Genomic DNA, 20,678 nt, shown 5'->3' with positions numbered 1-20,678 from the left:
ATCTCATTTTTCTAAAAACGGTTTGAGCCCCATCAAATAATTGACTTCCATTTGCATACAATTTCACCATAAAAACACTTCTAGTAATACAAGCCATTGAATTAATTAGGCAATTTAATTCAACCCTTTTCAGTATCTATCTATTTATCAACATGAAAAAGTGAATTGGTCTTGTTAACTGCACGGCGCACAAAACATTATCAAAATAGAAAAATTACAAACGAGGGAATTGTTAATGATTAATATAAACAGAAGTCTCTTAGCAACCGCAGTGTTGTCTGTTCTATCTACCGGTGTGAACGCAAAGGTTTACCCAGACCAAATAGTGTTTGACCAACTTGGTGAAGATGTATGTCGCTCTGGTTATCGCCCTTTAGACCGCTATGAGGCTGAAGAACAGAAGAGTGCTTTGGTCGCTCGTATGGGCACTTGGCAGATCACCGGGCTGAAAGGAAACTGGGTGATCATGGGGCCTGGCTATCATGGCGAAATTAAACAATCAAACAGCGGGTCAACATTCTGTTATCCGAACAATGATCAATCTGAAATTCCAAACTACTCTGCTAAAGCCGTCCCAGAAGGCAGCGAGATAGATGTTGAATATGACTTAGTGAACAACCGCAATGATTTTGTACGCCCTCTTAGCTATCTAGCGCACAACCTAGGTTATGCATGGGTTGGCGGGAATAATAGTCAGTATGTCGGCGAGGACATGACGATTAAACGCTCAGGTGACTCCTGGGTAATACAAGGCAACAACAGTGGTTCTTGTGATGGTTACCGCTGTAACGAAAAGACTAAGATCACCGTCGACAACTTCACCTACACGGTTAACGACAATAATTTTTGGCACGGCGATGTCGTCGAGTCCGATCGTGAACTGGTTAAGACCGTTTATGCAACGGCAAGAAACAAAAGTAACATCGCGCAACAAGTCGTTGTCGATCTGAAAGTCGATGAGTCTACAAATTGGTCGAAAACGAATAGCTATGGGTTCTCTGAAAGTGTTCAAACAGAGAATACATTCAAGTGGCCTTTGGTTGGCGAGACTAAGCTAACGATTAAGTTAGAAGCGAACCAGAGCTTTGCTGAAACCAATGGCAACTCCACTAGCGAGCAAGTAACACTTCAAGCTCGTCCTATGGTTCCAGCGAATTCAGAGCTTCCGATTCGAGTTGAGTTGTATCGTTCAACCATCTCTTATCCTTACCGATTCAACGCAGACATCAGTTACGATGTTGAATTCAACGGCTTCCTTCGTTGGGGTGGTAACGCATGGCACACCCATCCAGATAACCGCCCTTACAAAGCTCACACCTTCACTATGGGCCGTAGCAGCAATGAATCAGCCGATATTCGTTACCAATGGGATCACCGATACATCCCAGGCGAAACGAAATGGTGGGACTGGGGCTGGGCGATCAAAGAAGCCGGTTTATCGAGCATGCAGTACGCGACTGGAGGAAGCTTACGCCCATTCCACTCTTACGTATCTGGTGATTTTAACGCTGAGTCTCAATTTGCAGGCACCATTGAAATTGGACAAGCAACGCCAATTACAAACAGTATTCGAAGCAAAAGAAGCACTGATTCCGTCAACGAAACGACTGAGCGCATTGGCGATATTGAAGTCACTACCAACTTCAATGCTGATGAGTTGAGTGACTTAGGTTTCGAAGGTGCTGAGATGAACATCAGTGTCGTGGAATAACTGCGCTGTTGAATAAGATCGGTACAAAGATCTACCAGTAATAAAGCACAAAGCCCACGACACATCGTGGGCTTTCATATATTCATGTTCAACTGAAAACGGTGAACTACACAGGCTCTTCCATCAGAAGCTTAACACCCAGCCCAACCAGCACCATGCCCGTCACGCCTTCCATCCACGTCATAAAACTCGCGTTTTTGAGCAAATTTTTAGCCGAGTTAAGAGCGCCAGCCAAACCACATTGCCATACCATCGCAATCATAAAGTGTACCGAAGCCATCAACATAGATTGCAATAAAGGCGAACCTTCAGGGTTTACAAATTGAGGTAAAAAGGCCAGATAGAAAACTGCTGTTTTTGGGTTAAGAACGTTAGACAGAAAGCCTTCACGCAAAGAACGCTTTGCACTGTAAGCCTGCTGAGCTTGTTCTCCGACCTTCAAACCGCCACCGTTTTTCATCAACGCTCGCAAACTGCTTAAGCCAAGCCAGATGAGGTAAACCGCACCTACCATCTTAACGGCTTGAAAGAGTTCAGCGGATTGGGCGAGGATTGCAGATATACCCACAGCAGAGAAAAACGCGTGTACATACAAGCCGCTACAAATACCAAAGCTCGTCATACAACCGTCAGCTAAGCCAGAGCGGCTAGTATTGCGAATCACCAAAGCCGTATCTAAGCCCGGCGTTAGCGTTAAAATAGTGATGGCAATTAGAAATGCCTCAAAGTTCAAAATATCCATATCATTGTCATTTTTGTTCAGCGATCTATCATCAATACCGTGTATCTGAACAATTCGCAAGCAACAATTGCCGTCTGCTATACAAGTCACTGATTTTGTGCACAATGGAACAGTTTAATTTGTTAAGAAATAGTAAATTCAAGGCATCATATCGCTTCCTGCTTTTATCGCTAGATCTTCGACCACGAAGTACAGCGCATTAAAAAGCAGAGCCATAATCAAAGTACATGAGAGATGAACCTTAACCGAAAAGGAATTTAAGGATCATTTAAAGAAACCAAATTAAGAGTAGTCAAATGAGCGCATTCAAAAAACTAGTCGAACACTCTCAAAAATGTTCACGCTTTCAACACCTAGCCTCTATTTGTGGTTGGGACCAAGCTTCAATGATGCCATCTGGTGGTAATCAAGCTCGCAGTGAAGCGATGGCCGAGCTTTCGGTTCATATTCACGGCTTAATGACTCAACCACAACTTGGTGATTGGATTGCAGACGCTGAAAACGAAGCGCTGAACAACGAGCAACAATCGTCTCTTCGTGAAATAAAACGCCAATGGCAACAAGCTAACCTACTTCCAGAAAAACTGGTTGAAGCGAAGTCTCTAGCTGGTTCAAAGTGTGAACATGCATGGCGTAGCCAACGTGGAGAAAACGACTGGGTTGGTTTTGAAAAGAACTGGCGTGAAGTGGTTGAGCTGTCTCGTGAAGAAGCGCAGATTCGCGCAGACGCAGCCAATCTAACCCCTTATGATGCGATGCTGGATATTTATGAACCGGGCACCAGCTCTGCTTCACTTGATACCCTATTTGCAGACGTTAAAACTTGGCTTCCAGGTTTAATTGATGAAGTGATCGAAAAACAATCGAGCGAGCAATTTAACGCACCATCAGGTATCTATTCGACCGAGAAACAGAAAGCACTGGGTTTAGAAGTCATGAAGCTGCTTCAGTTCGATTTTGAACACGGCCGACTAGATGAAAGTGTCCACCCATTCTGTGGCGGCGTCCCTTCAGACGTGCGTATCACAACACGCTATGACGAAGCGGAATTCGTTCAAAGCTTAATGGGTATTGTGCATGAAACAGGACACGCGCGTTACGAACAGGGATTACCAAAGCACCTAGCAGGACAACCGGCGGGTGAAGCGCGCTCTATGGGTATCCATGAGTCTCAATCTTTGTTCTTTGAGATGCAAGTCGGCCGCAGCGACCCGTTCATTGGACACTTAGCAAACTTAGCTGGTCAGCAATTCTCAGGCTCAGAGTTTGAAAAAGAGAACTTCCAGAAGATCTACACTCGTGTGAAGAAAGACTTCATCCGTGTTGATGCCGATGAGCTGACCTACCCTGCACACGTTATCTTACGATACGAAATTGAGCGTGATTTGATCAACGGCAAGATCAAACACACCGATGTCCCTGAACTTTGGAACAATAAGATGCAGTCTTACCTTGGTTTAAGCACTCAAGGCAACTTCACTAACAGCTGTATGCAAGACATCCACTGGACAGACGGCGCATTTGGGTACTTCCCATCGTACACATTAGGTGCGATGTACGCGGCACAGTTCATGGCTTCAATGAAGAAAACGGTAGATGTGAACTCTGTGATTGAAAGCGGTGACCTATCACCTATCTTCACTTGGCTAGAATCGAACATTTGGAGCAAAGGCAGCCTGCTTAACACCGATGACTTGGTGAAAGGCGCAACGGGCGAAACCTTGAATGCGCAGTACTTCAAAGACCACCTAAGAAGCCGTTATCTTTAGATACAACGCCCAACCACATTGAAATGTTCTACTTGCAAAGCTTGCTGTGTAGGTAGAACCAAACTGAGAAAAAGTATAGTACAAGTATTGTAAGTCAAAAGTCACAATTATGGCTGAAGGGTAGCTTTGGTTCTAACTAGAAAAGAGGCACTTCTGAGTTACGAAGTGCCATCTGTGAAGGTTCTGGACATTTCCGTTTTAGCAAGATTGCCAATTAAGCAAAGCATGAATTATTAAAAGGATAGAAAAAGTCGCTTACGTGATTGTCAGGGATCATTAGACCACTACAACTTCAATTGTCAGTTATAACTAAAACGGCACCTAGCCTTTGAGCAAAAAACCCTATATAACTCATCCCCACCTTCATGCTCTCTTACTCGAAAGAAAAAAATACTTTTCCCTCCCTCCTCATACGCGAGAGCTAGCTCAGCATCATCTCTTATCAAACCTTCAGCTACTAAGTGAACTTCTAATGCATCGAGTGCTTTTTCTTCTAAGGCTTTATCGTGAATTGGTTTAAAACCTCCAAATGAAAGGGAAGAAAAAAAAAGAGCAAAAACAAAAAAAACAATTCGCATAACTATTCCTTTTTTATTAGTTCAATACTAATTACAGTTTAGTAAGAAATTAAGATTGTCGCAGCAGTGAAACTAAATAGATAGCTCTCGTTTCATGCAATTAAAGTCGGAGTTCATCATTCTTATTATGGTAAATGGGTAAATTAGCTACCAAAAACAACCCTCAGACCGCCTCAAACGCTCTCAGCGAGGATTTTGGGCTTGTTCAAGGCTATGCTCATACTACCTTGTATGTGTGTGACTCTTTCAGTGCGACTTACAGAGCAAAAACTAGCGAATTCGTTTGAGTCAAGAACTGTACTCTGCCCCCCACTTTTCGTACTTTGTGAGTTAAGTCGCCCCGTTAGCAAGAATTTGGACAGCCGCAACTACCTTAAAATGCAGGTCACATTCTCCACTGGACGGACGGCGCATTCGGTTACTTCCCACCTTACACATTAGGTGCGATGTACGCGGCTCAGTTCATGGCTTCAATGAAGAAAACAGTGGATGTGAACTCAGTGACTGAAAGCGGTGACCTATCCCCTATCTTCAATTGGTTAGAATCGAACATTTGGAGCAAAGGCAGCCTGCTTACTACTGATGATTTGGTGAAAGGTGCAACAGGTGAAACCTTGAATGCGCAATACTTCAAAGATCATTTGAGAAGTCGTTACCTTTAATGGAATAAATCGATAGAGGCTGATCAGTTTATTGATTCAGCCTTTTTAATCACATTTTCAAAACATACTTAGATTGATTTGAAGGTTTTATCCCTTCATCGAACTTAACAATCACGGAAGATTCTGGTACCTACTAGCACGAAATTGGACATAAACGTTTTAGTACCTTCAATAATAGGTAATAAGCATGGAAAGCACTTAACTTCGTGCTCAGTTTTGATGGTGGCGATCATTACACCTTGAACTGTTTTCGATATTGACTTGGTGTGACAAGTTTATAGCGCTTAAATAAACGATTAAAATTTGCCTGATTGTGATAGCCCACTTTTTCCGCTATTAAATTAATGGCCAGATCTGAATGGGTAAGTAGCTCCGCTGCATGGTTCAGCCGTAATTTTTTTAAATGCTGACTAAAACTCTCGTGAAAGTGTGCCTCAAATATTCGGTGGATTGAGCTTTCGCTAGTGCTTAGTTGGAGTGATAGATCTGCCAGTGTGATAGGAAGATGGTAATTGTTTTCGATGTAATGGCTGAGATTTTCGACTTTTGAACGGTCAGATGCAATGTTGGGGCTATTTGCGTCAGTTAGGTTTTGTGTTGAAAAAGAGAGCAAATTTGTCGCGGCTTTATCTTCAGCAATAACGCCCAGTATTTGAATTAAAATAGCGAGTTGGTTGATGTGAGTATTATTGGTAAGTTCATTGATTAGTAGGAATACCCTCTCACCAGAAAGCTTAGACAACATTATACCTTTCTGGGCCCGCTTCAGTACTGTGTCTAATTTTCTTAGTTCAAAGCAATTAAATATTATATTCGCAATCCAGTCGCGTTTGATCCAAATACTATGACGTTCAGGGGGAAACTCCGTTGAGCTGCTTTTACAATCAAAGGCGTGTGGCGTACCAGGAGCGATAAGCCATAGCGCATTGTGCACTATCTTTCCCTGATAGTGACCCGCAAAGCCAACTCCCTGAGCATGCCGATGTAATACCAGTTCAAATTCTTGATGGTAGTGCCAGTCATAAAAACCAGCGCTGTCTTGGGTTTTTAAGTAGCGCCAAGAGAGCCCCTGTCGTTGAGGGACTTTTTCAAATTTTGCTTTACTCACCACGATGCGCCTCTAGAAAGTATTATATTTTGACATGATAGTACTTAAATTATCTGTCATTACTAACCTTTGATGAAATAGTATTTAAACTTGACAGGGGAGCATTAGATATACATCGCAAAAAAAATACTATGAAGACATTAAAGATGAAAAGGCATAGCGCTAGATTTGAAGAAGAATATGAAATATTTGGAACTTATCCTGTAGCGAAGCTCTTTATGAATAGTTCAAAAAGAGGATTAAGAAATTGGGTATACAAGTTGAAGCCTCAGTTGGCAATATAGAGTCACTACACAGTGCAATCACAGGCGGAGCAACACGCATTGAACTATGCTCTGCACTCGCTCTGGGTGGATTAACCCCCTGCTTTGGTACGATGAAAGTTGCAGCCCGTATCTCATCCATTCCGGTCTACGCATTGATTCGCCCACGACAAGGGGATTTTCTCTATAGCGAGGAAGAAATACAAATCATGTTGTATAGCATCAAAGCAGCTAAAGAGGCTGCTCTGCAAGGTGTGGTGCTTGGCGCATTAGATGCAGAAGGAAACATAGACATGATAAGTTCAAGACGACTTTGTGACTATGCTCACAAACTCGGTCTTGGGGTGACCTATCACCGTGCGTTTGACCAGTGTAACAACGCGAAGAAAGCACTGGAAGATATTATTGAGCTGGGTTGTGAGCGCATTCTGACTTCCGGCCTTGCATCGTCTGCACAAGAAGGCATAGAGGTACTGGAAGAGTTAGTTGAACAAGCTGGTGAACGCATCTCAATCATGCCCGGCGCTGGAGTTAATACAGGCAATGCAAAACAGATCCTAGATAAAACTAACGCGTTTGAACTGCACCTGTCAGGAAAAACCACTCGAAGCAGTAAAATGAAGTTCATTGCTGAGCAAAGTAAGATGGGGTCAGCAGATGTAGATGATTATCAACTCCCAGTAACTGATCAAGAGACCATATCAGCGGTATTACGTTTAGTTAATGATTCAGATGAGATAAATCATGATTAAAGAAATTTGTGTAGAAAACTTCACATCCATTCCTGATGCCATTAGAAATGGGGCGAATAGAATTAGTTTGAAAGATAACTATCGAGGACAGGGGACTACCGTCAGTAAAGGGGTAATGAAACAAGCTATCGCTTATGCACACTTTCATAATGTGACAGTTTGCTGTTGTATCAGACCACGAGTGGGGAACTTCGTCTATACCCGAGAAGAAATTGAGATCATGCTGACTGACATTAGCACAGCGATAGAGATGGGAACCGATGCTGTTGATTTTGGCTGCTTGAACGACGATAACACACTTGATAAAGACGCGATGCTTACATTACTTGAAGCTGCAAAAGGTATTACGGCAGTCTTTCATATGGCGTTCGATGAGATCCCTCGAGACGAGCATAAAAACACATTAGATTGGCTTGCCAATAATGGCATAAGTGCAGTGTTAACTCATGGTGGCAAGATAACAGATCCAATCGATCTTGATTATATCAAAGAAACGATTGAAATGAGCAATGGACGGATGACCATTATTCCCGGTGGCGGAATTAACTATATGAATGCGGAACCGATAGCCAAAACACTTGAAATCAGTGAGATTCATGGCTCGCAGATAGTTAAGTTGGATAGCTATGAGTTTTAGTCAAATGCAATAACAGCTAGTGAATTCTCACCTTAATTTTAGTTTAGAATCGAATTGTATTAACAGACAAGAACCTACAGTAATACCAATGGGGTCATATATGATCCCATTTATAGAGGCATAGTGAATTTACCCGCTTAGTTAGAGTTCTAGGTATAAGGAAAAATAAGGCTAATCGCGGAAATTGAAATCAAGTTCAATAGAGCCCTGGCACACAATGGGGCATTTTCGTGTTACATGCCCCGTCAGCGCACTTCCGAACAATTCTGTGTCAGTGACTTTGCTAAATTAGCATTCAAGAATTACCCTAGATATTGCGAGCCTCCACTGCAGTGGCGGAGCGACAACTCAGCTGAGAAAGGAGTGGAGAATCTTACATGCTCTTGCAGGGGCGTTCGAAATTAGGTTTACCCAAAAGCAAAAGTAACACCCTGATCTGCTCAAGTTATGATTGCGTAGTTTCATGGTTATCATATGAAATAATATTCTCATAAAGTGAATGAGTACGCTATTTGTCATTTCTCCAGATTTGATAGCCGCTTTGTTGCGTTGCCTTACCAAGTAAATGCGCTGCCACGGGCGCGGTGATAAAGATAAATAACATCGTGCCAATCACTCGAGAAATCACCGTGATATCGGGTATCGCAATCGCCACCGCTAATAACAGCGAAGCTAAGCCTACAGTGCCAGCTTTAGTTACGGCGTGCATTCGCGTGTAGAGATCGGGCATTCGTAAGATCCCAAGACTTGCGATGAGCGTAAACAAGGTTCCAAGACAAAGTACAATCCCAACGATAATGTCCATTACACCTCTCCTTTTCTTTTGAAGATCAACCTTGCAAAAGCAATCGTCCCTAGGAAAGCCACTAGACCGAGCGTGATAGCAATATCCAACAAGGATTGTTGCCCACTATCTAAGGTATAAACGGCAATAAAGCCCACTGTGACGAATGAAATCAAATCAAGCGCTATCACTCTATCGGCCAAGGTAGGACCAAGAACCAAGCGAATGAATGCCATCACGACACTGAGCAACAAACCAATATAAGCGAACGTGATGCTCATCTGTAACCAACTACCTACTTGTAATCCATCAGCCACGCGTCACCTCCAAAATCCGTTTTTCTAAACCGCCTTTGATTTCTCTAATAACCTTTTCGTGCTCGGGTGCAAACATCGCATGCACCACCATGTGCTTCTTATCTGGTGTGACATCCAAGCTCAAGCTTCCCGGAGTAAGTGAAACCATGTTCGCGAGCAACGAGATCTCTAAATCTGACTCAACATCTAACGGCACATAAACAATATCTGGGTCACTCAAATGGGTTGGCGTGACCACATCCCAGACGACTCTGGCTACCGAGATCAACATCTCGTAACAGAAGAAAAGAAACAGGCCGACCAGAGCACGGAAGCGTCGGAAGTAGCTGGTTTTCAAACCAAAAGGTTGACTGAGTCGCAATGCCAAAAAGCCAACCACAAAACCAAGAATGAAGTTCGTGCCTGTATAGTTGCCGTTTAGCAGCATCCACGCAAAGGCGAGAAACAAGTTCAAAAATAGATAAATCATTGGCTCCCTCCCGATGCATTCAATGCCACGCGTTCTGCTATTTCACTCTCAGCCAACGTACTCTCTCCAAGAACCGCTTTTACGTATGCTTGGGGCTCAATCAACTGTTCTGCTGCCTGCACTGCAAATTGGTAAAACGGCTCGGCTGCCAAACCAATAATCAGACTTAACGTGGTCAACGTGGCTATTGGCACGCAATACAATCCTTTTGTGTACTTGTTCATTGGCTGAGCTTTGAGTGTTTGCTGAGGCTTTTTCCAAAACACCTCGTTCCAGATCTTGGTCATCGAGAACACCGTTAACAGACCCACTAAGAGCGCTATCCCTGCAAGCCAATACAACTCGGTTTGCAAACTAGATTTGATGACAAGGAACTTGCCCCAAAAACCCGACAGAGGTGGAAACCCCGCTAAAGAGAATGCCGGAATAAGAAACAAGAAAGCGAGCCAAGGCATGGCTTTGTATACGCCGCCTAATTGCCCTAAATTGCCCGATCCATATTTACGCTCGATAAAGCCGCCAATCAGGAACAAATTTGCTTTCACAATGATGTGGTGCATGATGTAGAAAATCGCTCCCGCAATAGCGAGCGGCGTGTAGATCGCCAATCCCATGATCATATAACCGATCTGGCTGATGATATGGAAAGAGAGGATCTTTTTAATGTCGTACTGGCTCGCGGCCCCCAATACACCAGTTAACATCGTAAGCCCCGCCACCCACATCAGAGTTGGCTGCCAACCGCTTTCTGATAGCGGGAAAATCAAGGTGAACACACGGATTAATGCGTACACCCCAACCTTGGTGAGCAACGCAGCGAATAGTGCGACAACCGCGCTCGGCAACGTATGGTAAGAAGCAGGCAGCCAAGCAAAAACGGGAAACAACGCTGCTTTTATCGCAAACGCGAATAGGAACAGTACCGCGAGCAAAGTTTTGGTGTCTGACGGAATCAATGTGGCTTTGGCGTGTAAATCCGCAAGGTTCAAAGTCCCTGTTGCGCCATAGAGTAAGCCAATCGCAAGCAAGAAGACCAAGGTCGATATTAGATTGAGCATCACGTACTTCACCGCTCCATCCACTTGTTGCTTCGATCCGTCCAAAATCATCAAGCCAAACGATGCTATCAACATCACCTCAAACCACACGTAGAGGTTGAAAATATCTCCGGTAAGAAACGCACCATACACGCCGGCCAACAAGACATGCATCAGCGCATGAAACGTGCCGTAAGACGCCTTTTCTTGCAGATCGCCCATGGCGTAGAACACGCTCACTACACCAATAATTGCTGTCACCATCACCATAGCGACGGCGAGATAATCCACCACAAAAACAATGCCAAATGGCGCCGCCCATTGACCAAACGCCACTGCTTGTGGGCCACCATTGATGACATCGTTCGTCAACAGTGCTGCAATCACCAAAGTTGCCAATGCGCTTGTACCGCTTATTGCATCCACCAGTGCTTTGTTACGCTTCACGCAGAAGATGGCGACAGCGGTAAGAAGCGAAATAACTACGGGTAACGTTAACCAAATCGTCGTCATTCATCCTCCTCAGAACGTCGCATCGCATCAACATCGGCCGAGCCCGCTTCGGAATATGCGCGGTAAAACAGCATTAATGCGAACACCAACAAGCCAAAGCCAATCACAATGGCAGTCAGAATTAAGGCTTGAGGAAGCGGGTTTGCCGCACCTTCCGGTGGTAACACTGAATTCGCCTCAATCAAAGGCGGTCGTCCGGGGGTTAAACGTCCGGCAGTGAAAATCGCGATGTTCACTGCACTGCTCAACAAGATCAAACCGAATAGTAAGCGTAAGATGTGTCGTTCAAGCATGAGATAGACACCAGCAGCGACAAACACACCGACCACGAGGCTCCATAGTACTTCCATCAGTCCAACTCCTCATTCACACGCAGCAACATCCCCATCACGCCACCAATGATGGCGAGGTAAATGCCGACGTCGAATATCAACGGTGTGCCAAGTGGCAGAATGTCTTTCCACCACAAACCCGTTAAGAACGGAAAATTGAAGGCAAAGCTCATTAGGCCAGCCACAAAGCTTAAGAAGATGCCAAACAGAGCAATGCTAAATGGTGCGTAATACAAGCGGTCACGAACATACTTTGGCGATTCCGCAAACATCAGTAACGCAAAACCAATCACAGCGATCAGCGCGCCAATAAAGCCACCACCCGGCTCGTTGTGACCTCGTAATAAAAGGTAAAGTGAGAATACCAACATCAGCGCTGCAACGATGTGTGCGGTAGTCGCAAAGATAAGGGAACGGACACGATTACGTTTGTGATAGTGCGTTTTCAACAAGCTAACCGCAGCGATACCCGCCATCACGACCACAATCACCTCACCCAACGTATCGAAGGCTCGGAAATCAACCAAAATAACATTCACAATGTTGCGTCCATGCCCACCGGGAACACTATTCTCTGCGAAGAAATCAGCCAGAGTGGAATCTAGAGGTTGTGCGGTGATGTTTATCAACAACGCCGTTACCGACATACCAATCACACCTGCTATCGCTCCGTGCAGTAATCTTCGACGTACAGAATGTTGCGGCACCGTCAATAGATCTGGGATATGGCGTATCAAGAGCACCACAAATACAACCATCAAGGTTTCTACCAACAACAAGGTTTTCGCGACATCTGGCGCGCTATAAAGCATAAAGACTAAGGTGGTCATGAAACCCACCACACCAAGGGCAGAGACCGCCAGCAAACGAGACGTGGTAAAGGTGCAGACTAAGGCAGCACCAATGAGCAGAAGTGCAATGCTGATCTCGTAGAAACTAATGTCTGCTAATGCAGCAAAACGAGCTTGTGGGATCACTAACGGGCTGCTTAACAGCAATCCTGCCAGCACAATAAAGAACAACAATACATAATGACTTAAGCGCTTTTGCTGCAACAACTGCGTTTGCCATTTCGCCAAACGCATCATGCCAGCCATGATTTTTTCGAAAACGGATTCTGCCGTTGGCAACACGGGCACTTTACGTTGCCAGCTCACTAGCAGCCTTGGGTAGATTCGATACAAAACAAAGCCAAGTAACAAGGTTAATGCGCTGAGCACCAACGGCAGATTCACGCCCTGCCACAACTTGGCAGCTTGTGGTTCGGAATCCGGCAAGCTTGATAAAACACCCGGAATAACCACATTGTTATTGATCCAACCTAAGCCAAATAACGGTGCAAGCACACTGGCTATGGCAAGCAGCATTGCTGGCATCCATAACCCTTTACTGGCTTCCACTTTCTTGGCTGGCGTTGGATTACCTTCATACGTCGCGAAGAAAGGTTTAACAATCAGCGCCAACGCCAATGCCACCATGGTGACGTTAACCAAAAGGAATATCGTAGTTAGGATGACACTCACTTCCAAACTGGATTTGTACATGTACTCTTTGCTTAAGAACCCAAGTAGCGGCGGCACACCCGATTTCGATAAGGCGGCTAGGATTGCGGCTGTGACACTGAGTATTAGTGCTGCTTTCAAACCATGCAGCATACGAATATCACGCGTTCCTGTCGCTTTATCGATATTACCCACCACCATAAACAGCGCAGCTTTGTAGAACGAGTGCGCCAAGATAAACAGCAGCGCGGCCATCATCGCTAACTCAGTTCCCATGCCAATCAATAGCACCAATTTACCTAAGGCAACATTCGTGCTGTATGCCAGCATCAGCTTCACATCGGTTTGCTTTAGGGCCAGCAGCGCGCACCATATCGCGGTAAAGCCACCAAATATACCGAGCGTGTAAAACCAAATCTCGCTGTGTGAATAAATCGGTGACACACGGGCAAGTAAGTACACGCCAGCCTTTACCATAGTGGCAGAATGAAGATAGGCACTCACTGGCGTTGGCGCTGCCATGGCATTGGGTAGCCAGAAGTGGAATGGAAACTGCGCTGATTTGGTGAACGCACCGAGTAAGATCAGAACCAGTGAAGGCAGGAACCATTCATGTTTTGCAATCAGCGCACTTTGCGCGATGATAGTACTTATCTCATAGCTACCAGCCATTTCACCCAGCAGTATCAAACCTGCTAATAACGCTAAGCCTCCAGCACCCGTAACAATGAGCGATTGTAATGCGTTCTTGCGGGATTTGCCTTTCTCGTGATTAAAGCCAATCAAAAGATACGACGTGATGGTGGTGAGTTCCCAAAACACAAAAAGAAGCAGGATATTGTCGCTCGTGACAACACCTAGCATGGCTAACATGAACAGCGTTAAGTACAGGTGGAAAGAGCATCGAGACGAATGTCCCTTCAGGTAAGCCAGTGCGTATATCTGGATAAGCGCACCGATACCGCTGATCAAAAACGCAAATAGGAAAGACAAGCCATCCAACTTGAAGCTCAGGTTAACATCTAAACCCGGAACCCAAGCCGCTTGCCAACTCACGCCTCCCGGCGTATACCAACTGAGGAGTAAGAAGAAAATGACCATGGGCAGCACAGGGAAGATCGCTAGAATCATAGAACGATCTTTTGAGCCCTGTGTGTTTTTATTCCCTAATACACTATTCAATATCGCCATCCATTTCGATACAAACCGATACGGTTAATGGTTTAAGTTACTTACTATCTTGTGAGACGTAAGAGTGCATGTCGCTACAGGAATTTACGCGGTTGAGTTGGTACGCAGGCATTTCATGAGTAAGACTCAAAGCATCATATGAGCAGTCTCCGATATCGTTTCTCGGGCATGCATAAATGTGAGAGCGCTCAAGCATTTCAGTTTGGCAAATAGGACATAGTTTCTTCATACTACCCTCCACTAAGAAGTTATTAGTCTGTCGTGTACATGCTTGCTTCAGTATTGCTATTTCCGCTTTTCGAGATCAATTTGTTACTTGATTGGAGATATAAATCCCTCTGGTTTCATTGCCACTAAGGAGCAATTAATTGATTGAAGAATATTCTCGGCAGTATTGCCAATCACATACCCAGAAATACCGGTTCGGGCTAAGGTTCCCATGACCAACACGTCAATCTCTTCCTCATCAACACACTCCGGAATTTTATCGTCCGGTTTGCCATGCAGGTGATGAATAACCACCTCACCAGCAATACCAGAGTCATCGATTAATTGGTGCAAGGCTTGTTCGTGACGAGCTTTCTCTTTAGAAACCTCATCAGACAGCTGCTCCGCACCTACTTGAATCCAAACGTGATTGTCGAGGTAGTTCTCTAAATAATGTTCCCAACAAGAGATAATGTGTAATCGGCTATCACAGGTATCCGCAATCGAACGAGAGAGCTCTAACAATCGACACGATAGTGCCTGGTGCTCATCGTTGATAGCCAAAGGATCGACCGCAACCGCAATACGTCGTTTGTCTCGTGGTTTAAATATTGGTCGATGCAGCCATACTGGACAAGGACATTTACGCAATAAAGTCATGTCTATCGCTTTAAAGCCTTCGGCCCCTTCACTGAGTGGCTCAGCCTCTTTAATGATCAGGTCATTATGATTCAGCATCGCTTCTTGGATGATACAAACCGCCGGATTTTCATTGCTTTTAACTCTCAGGGGAAACGGCACCTGCTCTTCAGAAATAGACAGTTCTTCAAGCAAATTTTTTACGCTCTGCTGAAGCGAATCATGTAAAGACTGTTCGTAGCTTTGTTGATATTGAACGAGATCGGTAGGAAAGTCAGGACAGGCAATCAGGCCCGAAACCGGAACGTGATTGTTAGCCGCTATTCTAATCGCTTGACCCAGGGCGTCACTGTGGCCGGGCAGACCTTGCGTTGCAAAAAGTATGTTCTCGAATCGTCTCATACACACCTCCTTGGTTGACTAAATATTAACCAAATTGAACGGCCTTTCCTAGAACGTAATTGTAACCACTCATTAGGTGAATGATATTTGTTATCACTCAGTTATTTACGTGACAAATAACCGAAAATACGTGCAAAAATCCCCCCTTTCCGGCAGTGACATGTAACAAATTACGTCAAAGTTTATCGCAAGCTAAAGCAAAAACTTGTTCAGAAAGGATGTCGGCAGAAACCCTGAAGAGTAGATACCACACTGATTAGAAAATGTAGGTCAAACGACTTTCCACATAGTTTGATAGAAAAATGTCCTGAATTGAAAAGGGGCAGAAATGAACTACATGTTCCCCTAAATTAACAATTCAGAGCTAACTAAAGGTATGGAAAGTCGCTTAACGTAGCGTCCAGTATTGATGGGGCAGATCACTGACAAGTATACGTGACCTTCATGACAATATGCTTTTTCAAATATTTAAAATCATGCTCTATAATGCCTCTCAATAAAAGAGCCCAAACATAAGGTTGGGCTCAATTCAATAATCATGAAGCCACTGTCTTAGTGGTTATATTACGATTAATTTCCCCAGATTTGGCTGACAAACTCTGGATGGTCAATAAACGGATTACGATTCCCTTGAAAATCATGTACCGCCTTATTTCGGTCGATTTCTTTTTGGCTTACTGGATCTTCAGAATGCCAACGCTTTAGCATAGTAAGTAGCCACGGTTCAAAAACAGTTGTATTGGTTCCATCCAGAACGGCATTAGAGCTTGTAGAGTTCCCTTCCCAATTAGCGATTTCATTTTCATAGCGTGTTGCCATGTAGAAATATGCTCTTGCAAAATCACCTTTAAACTCATCAATTGGCTCAAACACCGTGCCTACATAACCAAGAGAGTTCGCTGCACTGCCTAACTTAGAACCATTGCTTGATGTGTATGTCGCGCTACTCACCTCACCAAATGGCCAATTACTACGTTTCGAGTTAACGTAGCCGTCAGTGGCAAATAAATGGTGACCGTCAGAGTTCATTGGTTCGACTTTCCCACCAAACCAGCTTTTCGGGAATGAGTGCTCACGGTTGTAGCAATCACCTTCTTTTCTGTATTGACCACATTGATCGGCCACCTTAGTAAATTGGATTGAATCTGAGCCTGAAGGTTTCTCCGAATACATATCGAGAATCGACCCATCAGTGTCATAGTATGCGTCTAGGTCAGCCTCAGACACCAACCTCCAAATAGCGGTGTAACCCTGACTACTATGATTATCAATAATTTGATATAAGGCCGTTTTTAACGCAAAGCCCACTTTGCCTTCAGCTTCTTTGTAATACTCACCTAACACTGGAGGTTCAGTTGGTGGTGCAGTTGAACCACCAATCGAAAATTCTGTACTCTGACTTGCTTGGAAATCACCACCAGATGCCACAACGGTTCCATTTACCGACAAACTGTATGAACCATTCCCCACACTGCAGCATATTCCATCTCCATAAGAGTCTGAGACTTCTAGGGTGTAGTTACCATCCGCTAAACACATTTCCACTTCATTGATGGTGTTATTTTTATAATCTGAACCAGAATAAAGATTTTGAGAAACTGAGTTTTTGAGAAACCAACTGGTTTCAGAACCATAGTTATCCGTAACTAGCGTGAGTGCGGCACTTGTGTCATTGCAGCTTTGTGTTGGTGGAGTCTCCGTAGGCTGAAAGTTATCTAAATACACCACTTCCGAACCATCAAAACCTGCATCATCATAAAATCGTACGCCCACAACGATATCTTTAGTGCTCGTAGCGCTGTACGAGTGAGTCAATGCTTGCCACTGATTCGTTAAACCATTATTCGAGTAACCTAAATAGCCATCAACAAAAAGGCGAGCTTTCACGTTGCCTTCCGTGTGGTAAACATCGACAGAGAAATCATAAGTTTTCCCTTGTTCAACACGTATCGTTTGAAGAAAGTCGGTATTACTTTGAGTACTTGTATTCACTGTTACTTGTGCTGAGAAACTGCCGTTATTTACAGGATCGGTAGAGAGCGAAAGTGCAATGCCGGAGTCAATCACACTCCAACCAGATGGTACGTTTCCTTCCCAGTTTTCGAAACTTCCATTTTGCATTTGCGCATGCGCACTCGCTGAACAAAGTAACGCAACGCCACTTAGTGTTATTATTCTATTTATCATATAACCTTCTGTTTAATTGGATAAAAACCAACTAAGCTTAGAAAGTAATCAAAAAATGAATGGAGGTATACATCACATTTATAAATGTAAGCATTATGGGTTTTATTAATACATGTGATGTAAATCAATGTAACATCGACCTGTTAAATAAAGGAATAAAAAAGGCTGAGCAAATTATCTGACTCAGCCTTTTTACTCTTCAGAACTAGATCATTTATCGCCAGTGAGCATACCGAAGAAGATCTGTCTCGATTCTGGTGTATTGTCTCTATGAGTTTCGTATTTTACATGTGTGTTTGCATCAACTGCTTTTGATAGCTTGATGCTCCAAAGTGCTTTCATTTGATTCGGTACAATTGAATATCGGACATCGATAATACGCAGCTCGTCTGTTGGGTCCTGAGCAATATAACCATTTGAAAACCAGCGGAAACGTTCAATGTCTTTGGCTTGTTGGGAATCTGGGTCTAGCCAAGGCAAATCCCTGCTAACATTCAGTTTCGCAATCGACTCTCCAGGGTATACGTTTACCGATGTGCCAACCCGCACGGCGTCTACATGATATTGAGCCTCTGTTTCGTACACCACTTTCCACACCAAGATATTCGCAAAGCTTGGTTTTGCCTCTAATCGGATCGGCGTGTGTTGTCTTTCTTGCGCTAATTGCCAGCCAATCGTCTCTGCCCTGTCTCGCTGAATCATCCCTAATGTTGGATAAATTAGAGCCCAAGCAAACGCAACACGCGCTAGCCAAGGAGCTCGTTTCAACGCTGCAAACACAAGTAAAATTAAGATGGGAAGCGTATAGACGGGGTCGACGATTGATATGGTGTTCCAAGCAAAACGTGCGTTGGTGAAAGGCCAAAGTAACTGCGTGCCATAAGTGGTACAAGCGTCTAAAAGCGCATGAGTGCCATAACCCAGAGCACAAAACAGCCAGCTTTGTTTGAAAGAAAGCCCGCGCCTTTTTGCAATGAGATGATGCAGAGCCAAAGCACAGATCAAACTGCCAATTGGGATGAAAAAAAGTGAGTGGGTAAATTGTCGATGAAATTCCAAAGCCAACAAAGGATCAGTCTGTGAATTAATCAGTGCGTCTAAATCTGGAGCCAATCCAGAGAGTAGACCTAATACCCCAGCAACAACCAAATGTTGTTTTTTGCTGGCCGATTGTGACAAAGAAGCGCCTAACACGCCCTGCGTTAAAGGATCCATAAATCACTCATTGATAGCATTCCCTTGAATCAAACAAGATACATTTAGCTATAGCAGTGAATTGGGTTAAATAACAATGTTTTATCAAGATAATCATGTTGATAGAGGATACTGATATGAGTGCTTTCTATTAAGCGTTAACGTTAAACGTCTTGCGGAGAAGCCTTGTTCAACAACATTTCCCAATCAGATTTGTCTACCTGGCCTTTGCGAATATTTACCTTGTAATAGCCCTTTTGAGTCAGAGATTTAACTTGAATATACTGTCGAGCAAAGACAGAGTTTTTGATTACTAAGTCCGCTTTAATACCATGTAGATGTACGTCTTCACCCACTAAAGATAGATTGCTTTTAGTGAATCTTGAGGCGAGAGCGTAGAAAGCAATCATAATGATGATTGAAGTAACGAAAGGGAAAAACTGGAGTTCAGTGTGATAAAAGAAGTTAATAGCTAAAGATACTATCACGTAACTTATCGTCATTGATAGAACAACGTTCCAATGTGGGCCGTTGTTCTTAAATGAGATTTCTCGTGCCATCACTTGCTCCTTTAGGTAAGTATTTGACCACATTTGAATATTTATAAAACGTGAACAATCTTATTATGAGCCATGATGCATTAACAGGCGTAAATACGGCGATTGATAGACTCAGATCGCAATTAGACATTTACATGCGTTTTCTCGCACCTAAATGTCTAATTGATAAAAAACTGAATCAATTACGAGCCAGAGGGCGGTCTTTAATTAACGCGCCACCATGCTTGCCGCGATAACCACCAGCAGTATTGAGAAGATTTTCTTAATCGTTGGAACCGGTAAATGGTTGGTGGCTTTTGCGCCCAACGGAGCCGTAAACCAAGAGGTGCACACAATACCCAGCAGCGCAGGAAGATAAACAAAGCCAGCAAAACCGTCTGATAGAGCAAAGTTACTGCTGCCTGAACTGATGTAACCTATCGAGCCAAACAACGCGATCACAATGCCACACGCAGAAGCACAACCGATGGCCTTTTTCATATCGACAGAGAAGAACGTTAATAGCGGAACCAGCAATGCTCCGCCACCAATCCCTATCATGGCTGACAAGCCACCCGTTATGGTTGTCAGCACAGTGAGCACGCCTTTGTTCGGCAGTTTTCGTTCCTTAGGGGCATCATTTTTGCTGCTTAAGAACATCTTGATCGCAATCAGAACCACACTCACGGCAAACACGATACGAACGACCTTTTCCGGTAACAACGCCGCCATAAAACCACTAACCAGTGCACCCAGAGCAACACCGAGCATGATCCAAGGCGCCAGATCCCAAGGCACATTGCCATTTTTGTGGTGAGCGAGCGCAGAAGAGGTTGAAGTAAATAGAATTGAAGCCAACGACGTCGCAATCGCCGCGACAACCACTTGGTCAGACGGTAGAACGTCTAAATACAGTAAAATGCTGCTTAACACAGGAACAATGATCAGCCCTCCGCCAATACCTAACAAGCCGGCTAGAAACCCAACACCACTGCCCAGTAACGCACAGTAGAAAATCAACAACAGCAAATCACTCATTTCATCCATCTCTTAATTAAATTAATCATCTTAAATAACACACTATTAATGTGGTTATATTTCCATCAAGCTAATTAATATAACTGACACCGACTTAGATATTCA

General features: G+C 44.0%; 18 protein-coding genes and 1 pseudogene. 5 read left to right on the top strand and 14 right to left on the bottom strand.

What is annotated here, in order from left to right:
- Positions 1–235: 235 nt before the first annotated feature.
- Positions 236–1,711 (top strand): aerolysin family beta-barrel pore-forming toxin, encoded by a 1,476-nt coding sequence (locus A142_RS10670; protein WP_019823032.1) that lies wholly within the window; start codon positions 236–238, stop codon positions 1,709–1,711.
- A gap of 106 nt (positions 1,712–1,817) precedes the next feature.
- Here A142_RS10670 and A142_RS10665 read toward each other — a convergent pair whose 3' ends face one another.
- The gene (locus A142_RS10665; protein ID WP_019823030.1) at positions 1,818–2,453 is read right to left on the bottom strand and encodes a LysE family translocator; all 636 of its coding nucleotides are present in this window, start codon (positions 2,451–2,453) and stop codon (positions 1,818–1,820) included.
- A 296-nt stretch (positions 2,454–2,749) separates the two neighbouring features.
- Between A142_RS10665 and A142_RS10660 the strand changes: the two genes are divergently transcribed.
- On the top strand, positions 2,750–4,222 hold the full coding sequence (locus tag A142_RS10660; protein ID WP_019823028.1) for a carboxypeptidase M32: 1,473 nt from the start codon (positions 2,750–2,752) through the stop codon (positions 4,220–4,222).
- A gap of 299 nt (positions 4,223–4,521) precedes the next feature.
- On the opposite strand, the gene A142_RS10655 is transcribed toward A142_RS10660, so the two are convergent.
- Positions 4,522–4,800, bottom strand: coding sequence for a hypothetical protein (locus tag A142_RS10655; RefSeq protein ID WP_017063787.1), 279 nt, complete (start codon positions 4,798–4,800; stop codon positions 4,522–4,524).
- A 392-nt stretch (positions 4,801–5,192) separates the two neighbouring features.
- Here A142_RS10655 and A142_RS10650 point away from each other — a divergent pair.
- Positions 5,193–5,462, top strand: a pseudogene (locus A142_RS10650) (carboxypeptidase M32); the annotation flags it as partial.
- Positions 5,463–5,694: 232 nt separating this feature from the next.
- Here the strand turns inward: A142_RS10650 and A142_RS10645 are convergent.
- Complete coding sequence (locus tag A142_RS10645; RefSeq protein ID WP_139137173.1) at positions 5,695–6,570, bottom strand: AraC family transcriptional regulator; 876 nt, start codon at positions 6,568–6,570, stop codon at positions 5,695–5,697.
- A 247-nt stretch (positions 6,571–6,817) separates the two neighbouring features.
- On the opposite strand from A142_RS10645, the gene A142_RS10640 reads away from it, so the two are divergent.
- Together A142_RS10640 and A142_RS10635 are read left to right on the top strand one after the other, a co-directional pair.
- Positions 6,818–7,585, top strand: coding sequence for a copper homeostasis protein CutC (locus tag A142_RS10640; protein ID WP_019823018.1), 768 nt, complete (start codon positions 6,818–6,820; stop codon positions 7,583–7,585).
- Complete coding sequence (locus A142_RS10635) at positions 7,578–8,222, top strand: copper homeostasis protein CutC (RefSeq protein ID WP_019823016.1); 645 nt, start codon at positions 7,578–7,580, stop codon at positions 8,220–8,222. Before A142_RS10640 ends, A142_RS10635 begins: the two co-directional genes overlap by 8 nt.
- Before the next feature lie 508 nt (positions 8,223–8,730).
- Here A142_RS10635 and mnhG read toward each other — a convergent pair.
- From mnhG to A142_RS10580, 11 genes are all read right to left on the bottom strand, one after another.
- Positions 8,731–9,027 carry a monovalent cation/H(+) antiporter subunit G gene (mnhG, locus tag A142_RS10630; RefSeq protein WP_019823014.1) on the bottom strand — a complete coding sequence of 99 codons (297 nt, stop codon included), beginning with the start codon at positions 9,025–9,027 and terminating at the stop codon, positions 8,731–8,733.
- Positions 9,027–9,287: a cation:proton antiporter gene (locus A142_RS10625; protein WP_009699163.1), complete on the bottom strand. Its 261-nt coding sequence runs from the start codon at positions 9,285–9,287 to the stop codon at positions 9,027–9,029. Before A142_RS10625 ends, mnhG begins: the two co-directional genes overlap by 1 nt.
- 28 nt (positions 9,288–9,315) lie before the next feature.
- Positions 9,316–9,792 (bottom strand): Na+/H+ antiporter subunit E, encoded by a 477-nt coding sequence (locus A142_RS10620; RefSeq protein ID WP_019823010.1) that lies wholly within the window; start codon positions 9,790–9,792, stop codon positions 9,316–9,318.
- The gene (locus A142_RS10615) at positions 9,789–11,342 is read right to left on the bottom strand and encodes a proton-conducting transporter membrane subunit (RefSeq protein ID WP_019823008.1); all 1,554 of its coding nucleotides are present in this window, start codon (positions 11,340–11,342) and stop codon (positions 9,789–9,791) included. Before A142_RS10615 ends, A142_RS10620 begins: the two co-directional genes overlap by 4 nt.
- Entirely contained in the window at positions 11,339–11,692 is a 354-nt protein-coding gene (locus tag A142_RS10610; protein WP_019823005.1) for a Na+/H+ antiporter subunit C, read from the bottom strand. Before A142_RS10610 ends, A142_RS10615 begins: the two co-directional genes overlap by 4 nt.
- Positions 11,692–14,307, bottom strand: a complete 2,616-nt coding sequence (gene mbhE / locus A142_RS10605) for a hydrogen gas-evolving membrane-bound hydrogenase subunit E (protein WP_019823003.1) — start codon at positions 14,305–14,307, stop codon at positions 11,692–11,694. Before mbhE ends, A142_RS10610 begins: the two co-directional genes overlap by 1 nt.
- 372 nt (positions 14,308–14,679) lie before the next feature.
- A complete protein-coding gene (locus A142_RS10600) occupies positions 14,680–15,615 on the bottom strand; it encodes a universal stress protein (protein ID WP_019823000.1) in 936 nt (311 codons plus the stop codon).
- A gap of 570 nt (positions 15,616–16,185) precedes the next feature.
- Complete coding sequence (locus A142_RS10595) at positions 16,186–17,802, bottom strand: endonuclease (RefSeq protein ID WP_019822998.1); 1,617 nt, start codon at positions 17,800–17,802, stop codon at positions 16,186–16,188.
- Between the two features lie 210 nt (positions 17,803–18,012).
- A complete protein-coding gene (locus tag A142_RS10590) occupies positions 18,013–19,017 on the bottom strand; it encodes a metal-dependent hydrolase (RefSeq protein ID WP_019822996.1) in 1,005 nt (334 codons plus the stop codon).
- 143 nt (positions 19,018–19,160) lie between these two features.
- Entirely contained in the window at positions 19,161–19,589 is a 429-nt protein-coding gene (locus tag A142_RS10585; protein ID WP_019822995.1) for a hypothetical protein, read from the bottom strand.
- A gap of 174 nt (positions 19,590–19,763) precedes the next feature.
- The gene (locus tag A142_RS10580) at positions 19,764–20,573 is read right to left on the bottom strand and encodes a sulfite exporter TauE/SafE family protein (RefSeq protein ID WP_029405503.1); all 810 of its coding nucleotides are present in this window, start codon (positions 20,571–20,573) and stop codon (positions 19,764–19,766) included.
- Between the last annotated feature and the right edge of the window lie 105 nt (positions 20,574–20,678).

This window comes from Vibrio splendidus 12E03, assembly GCF_000272105.2.
Lineage (GTDB): Bacteria > Pseudomonadota > Gammaproteobacteria > Enterobacterales > Vibrionaceae > Vibrio > Vibrio splendidus_I.
This window is presented reverse-complemented; position numbering and strand designations above follow the sequence as displayed.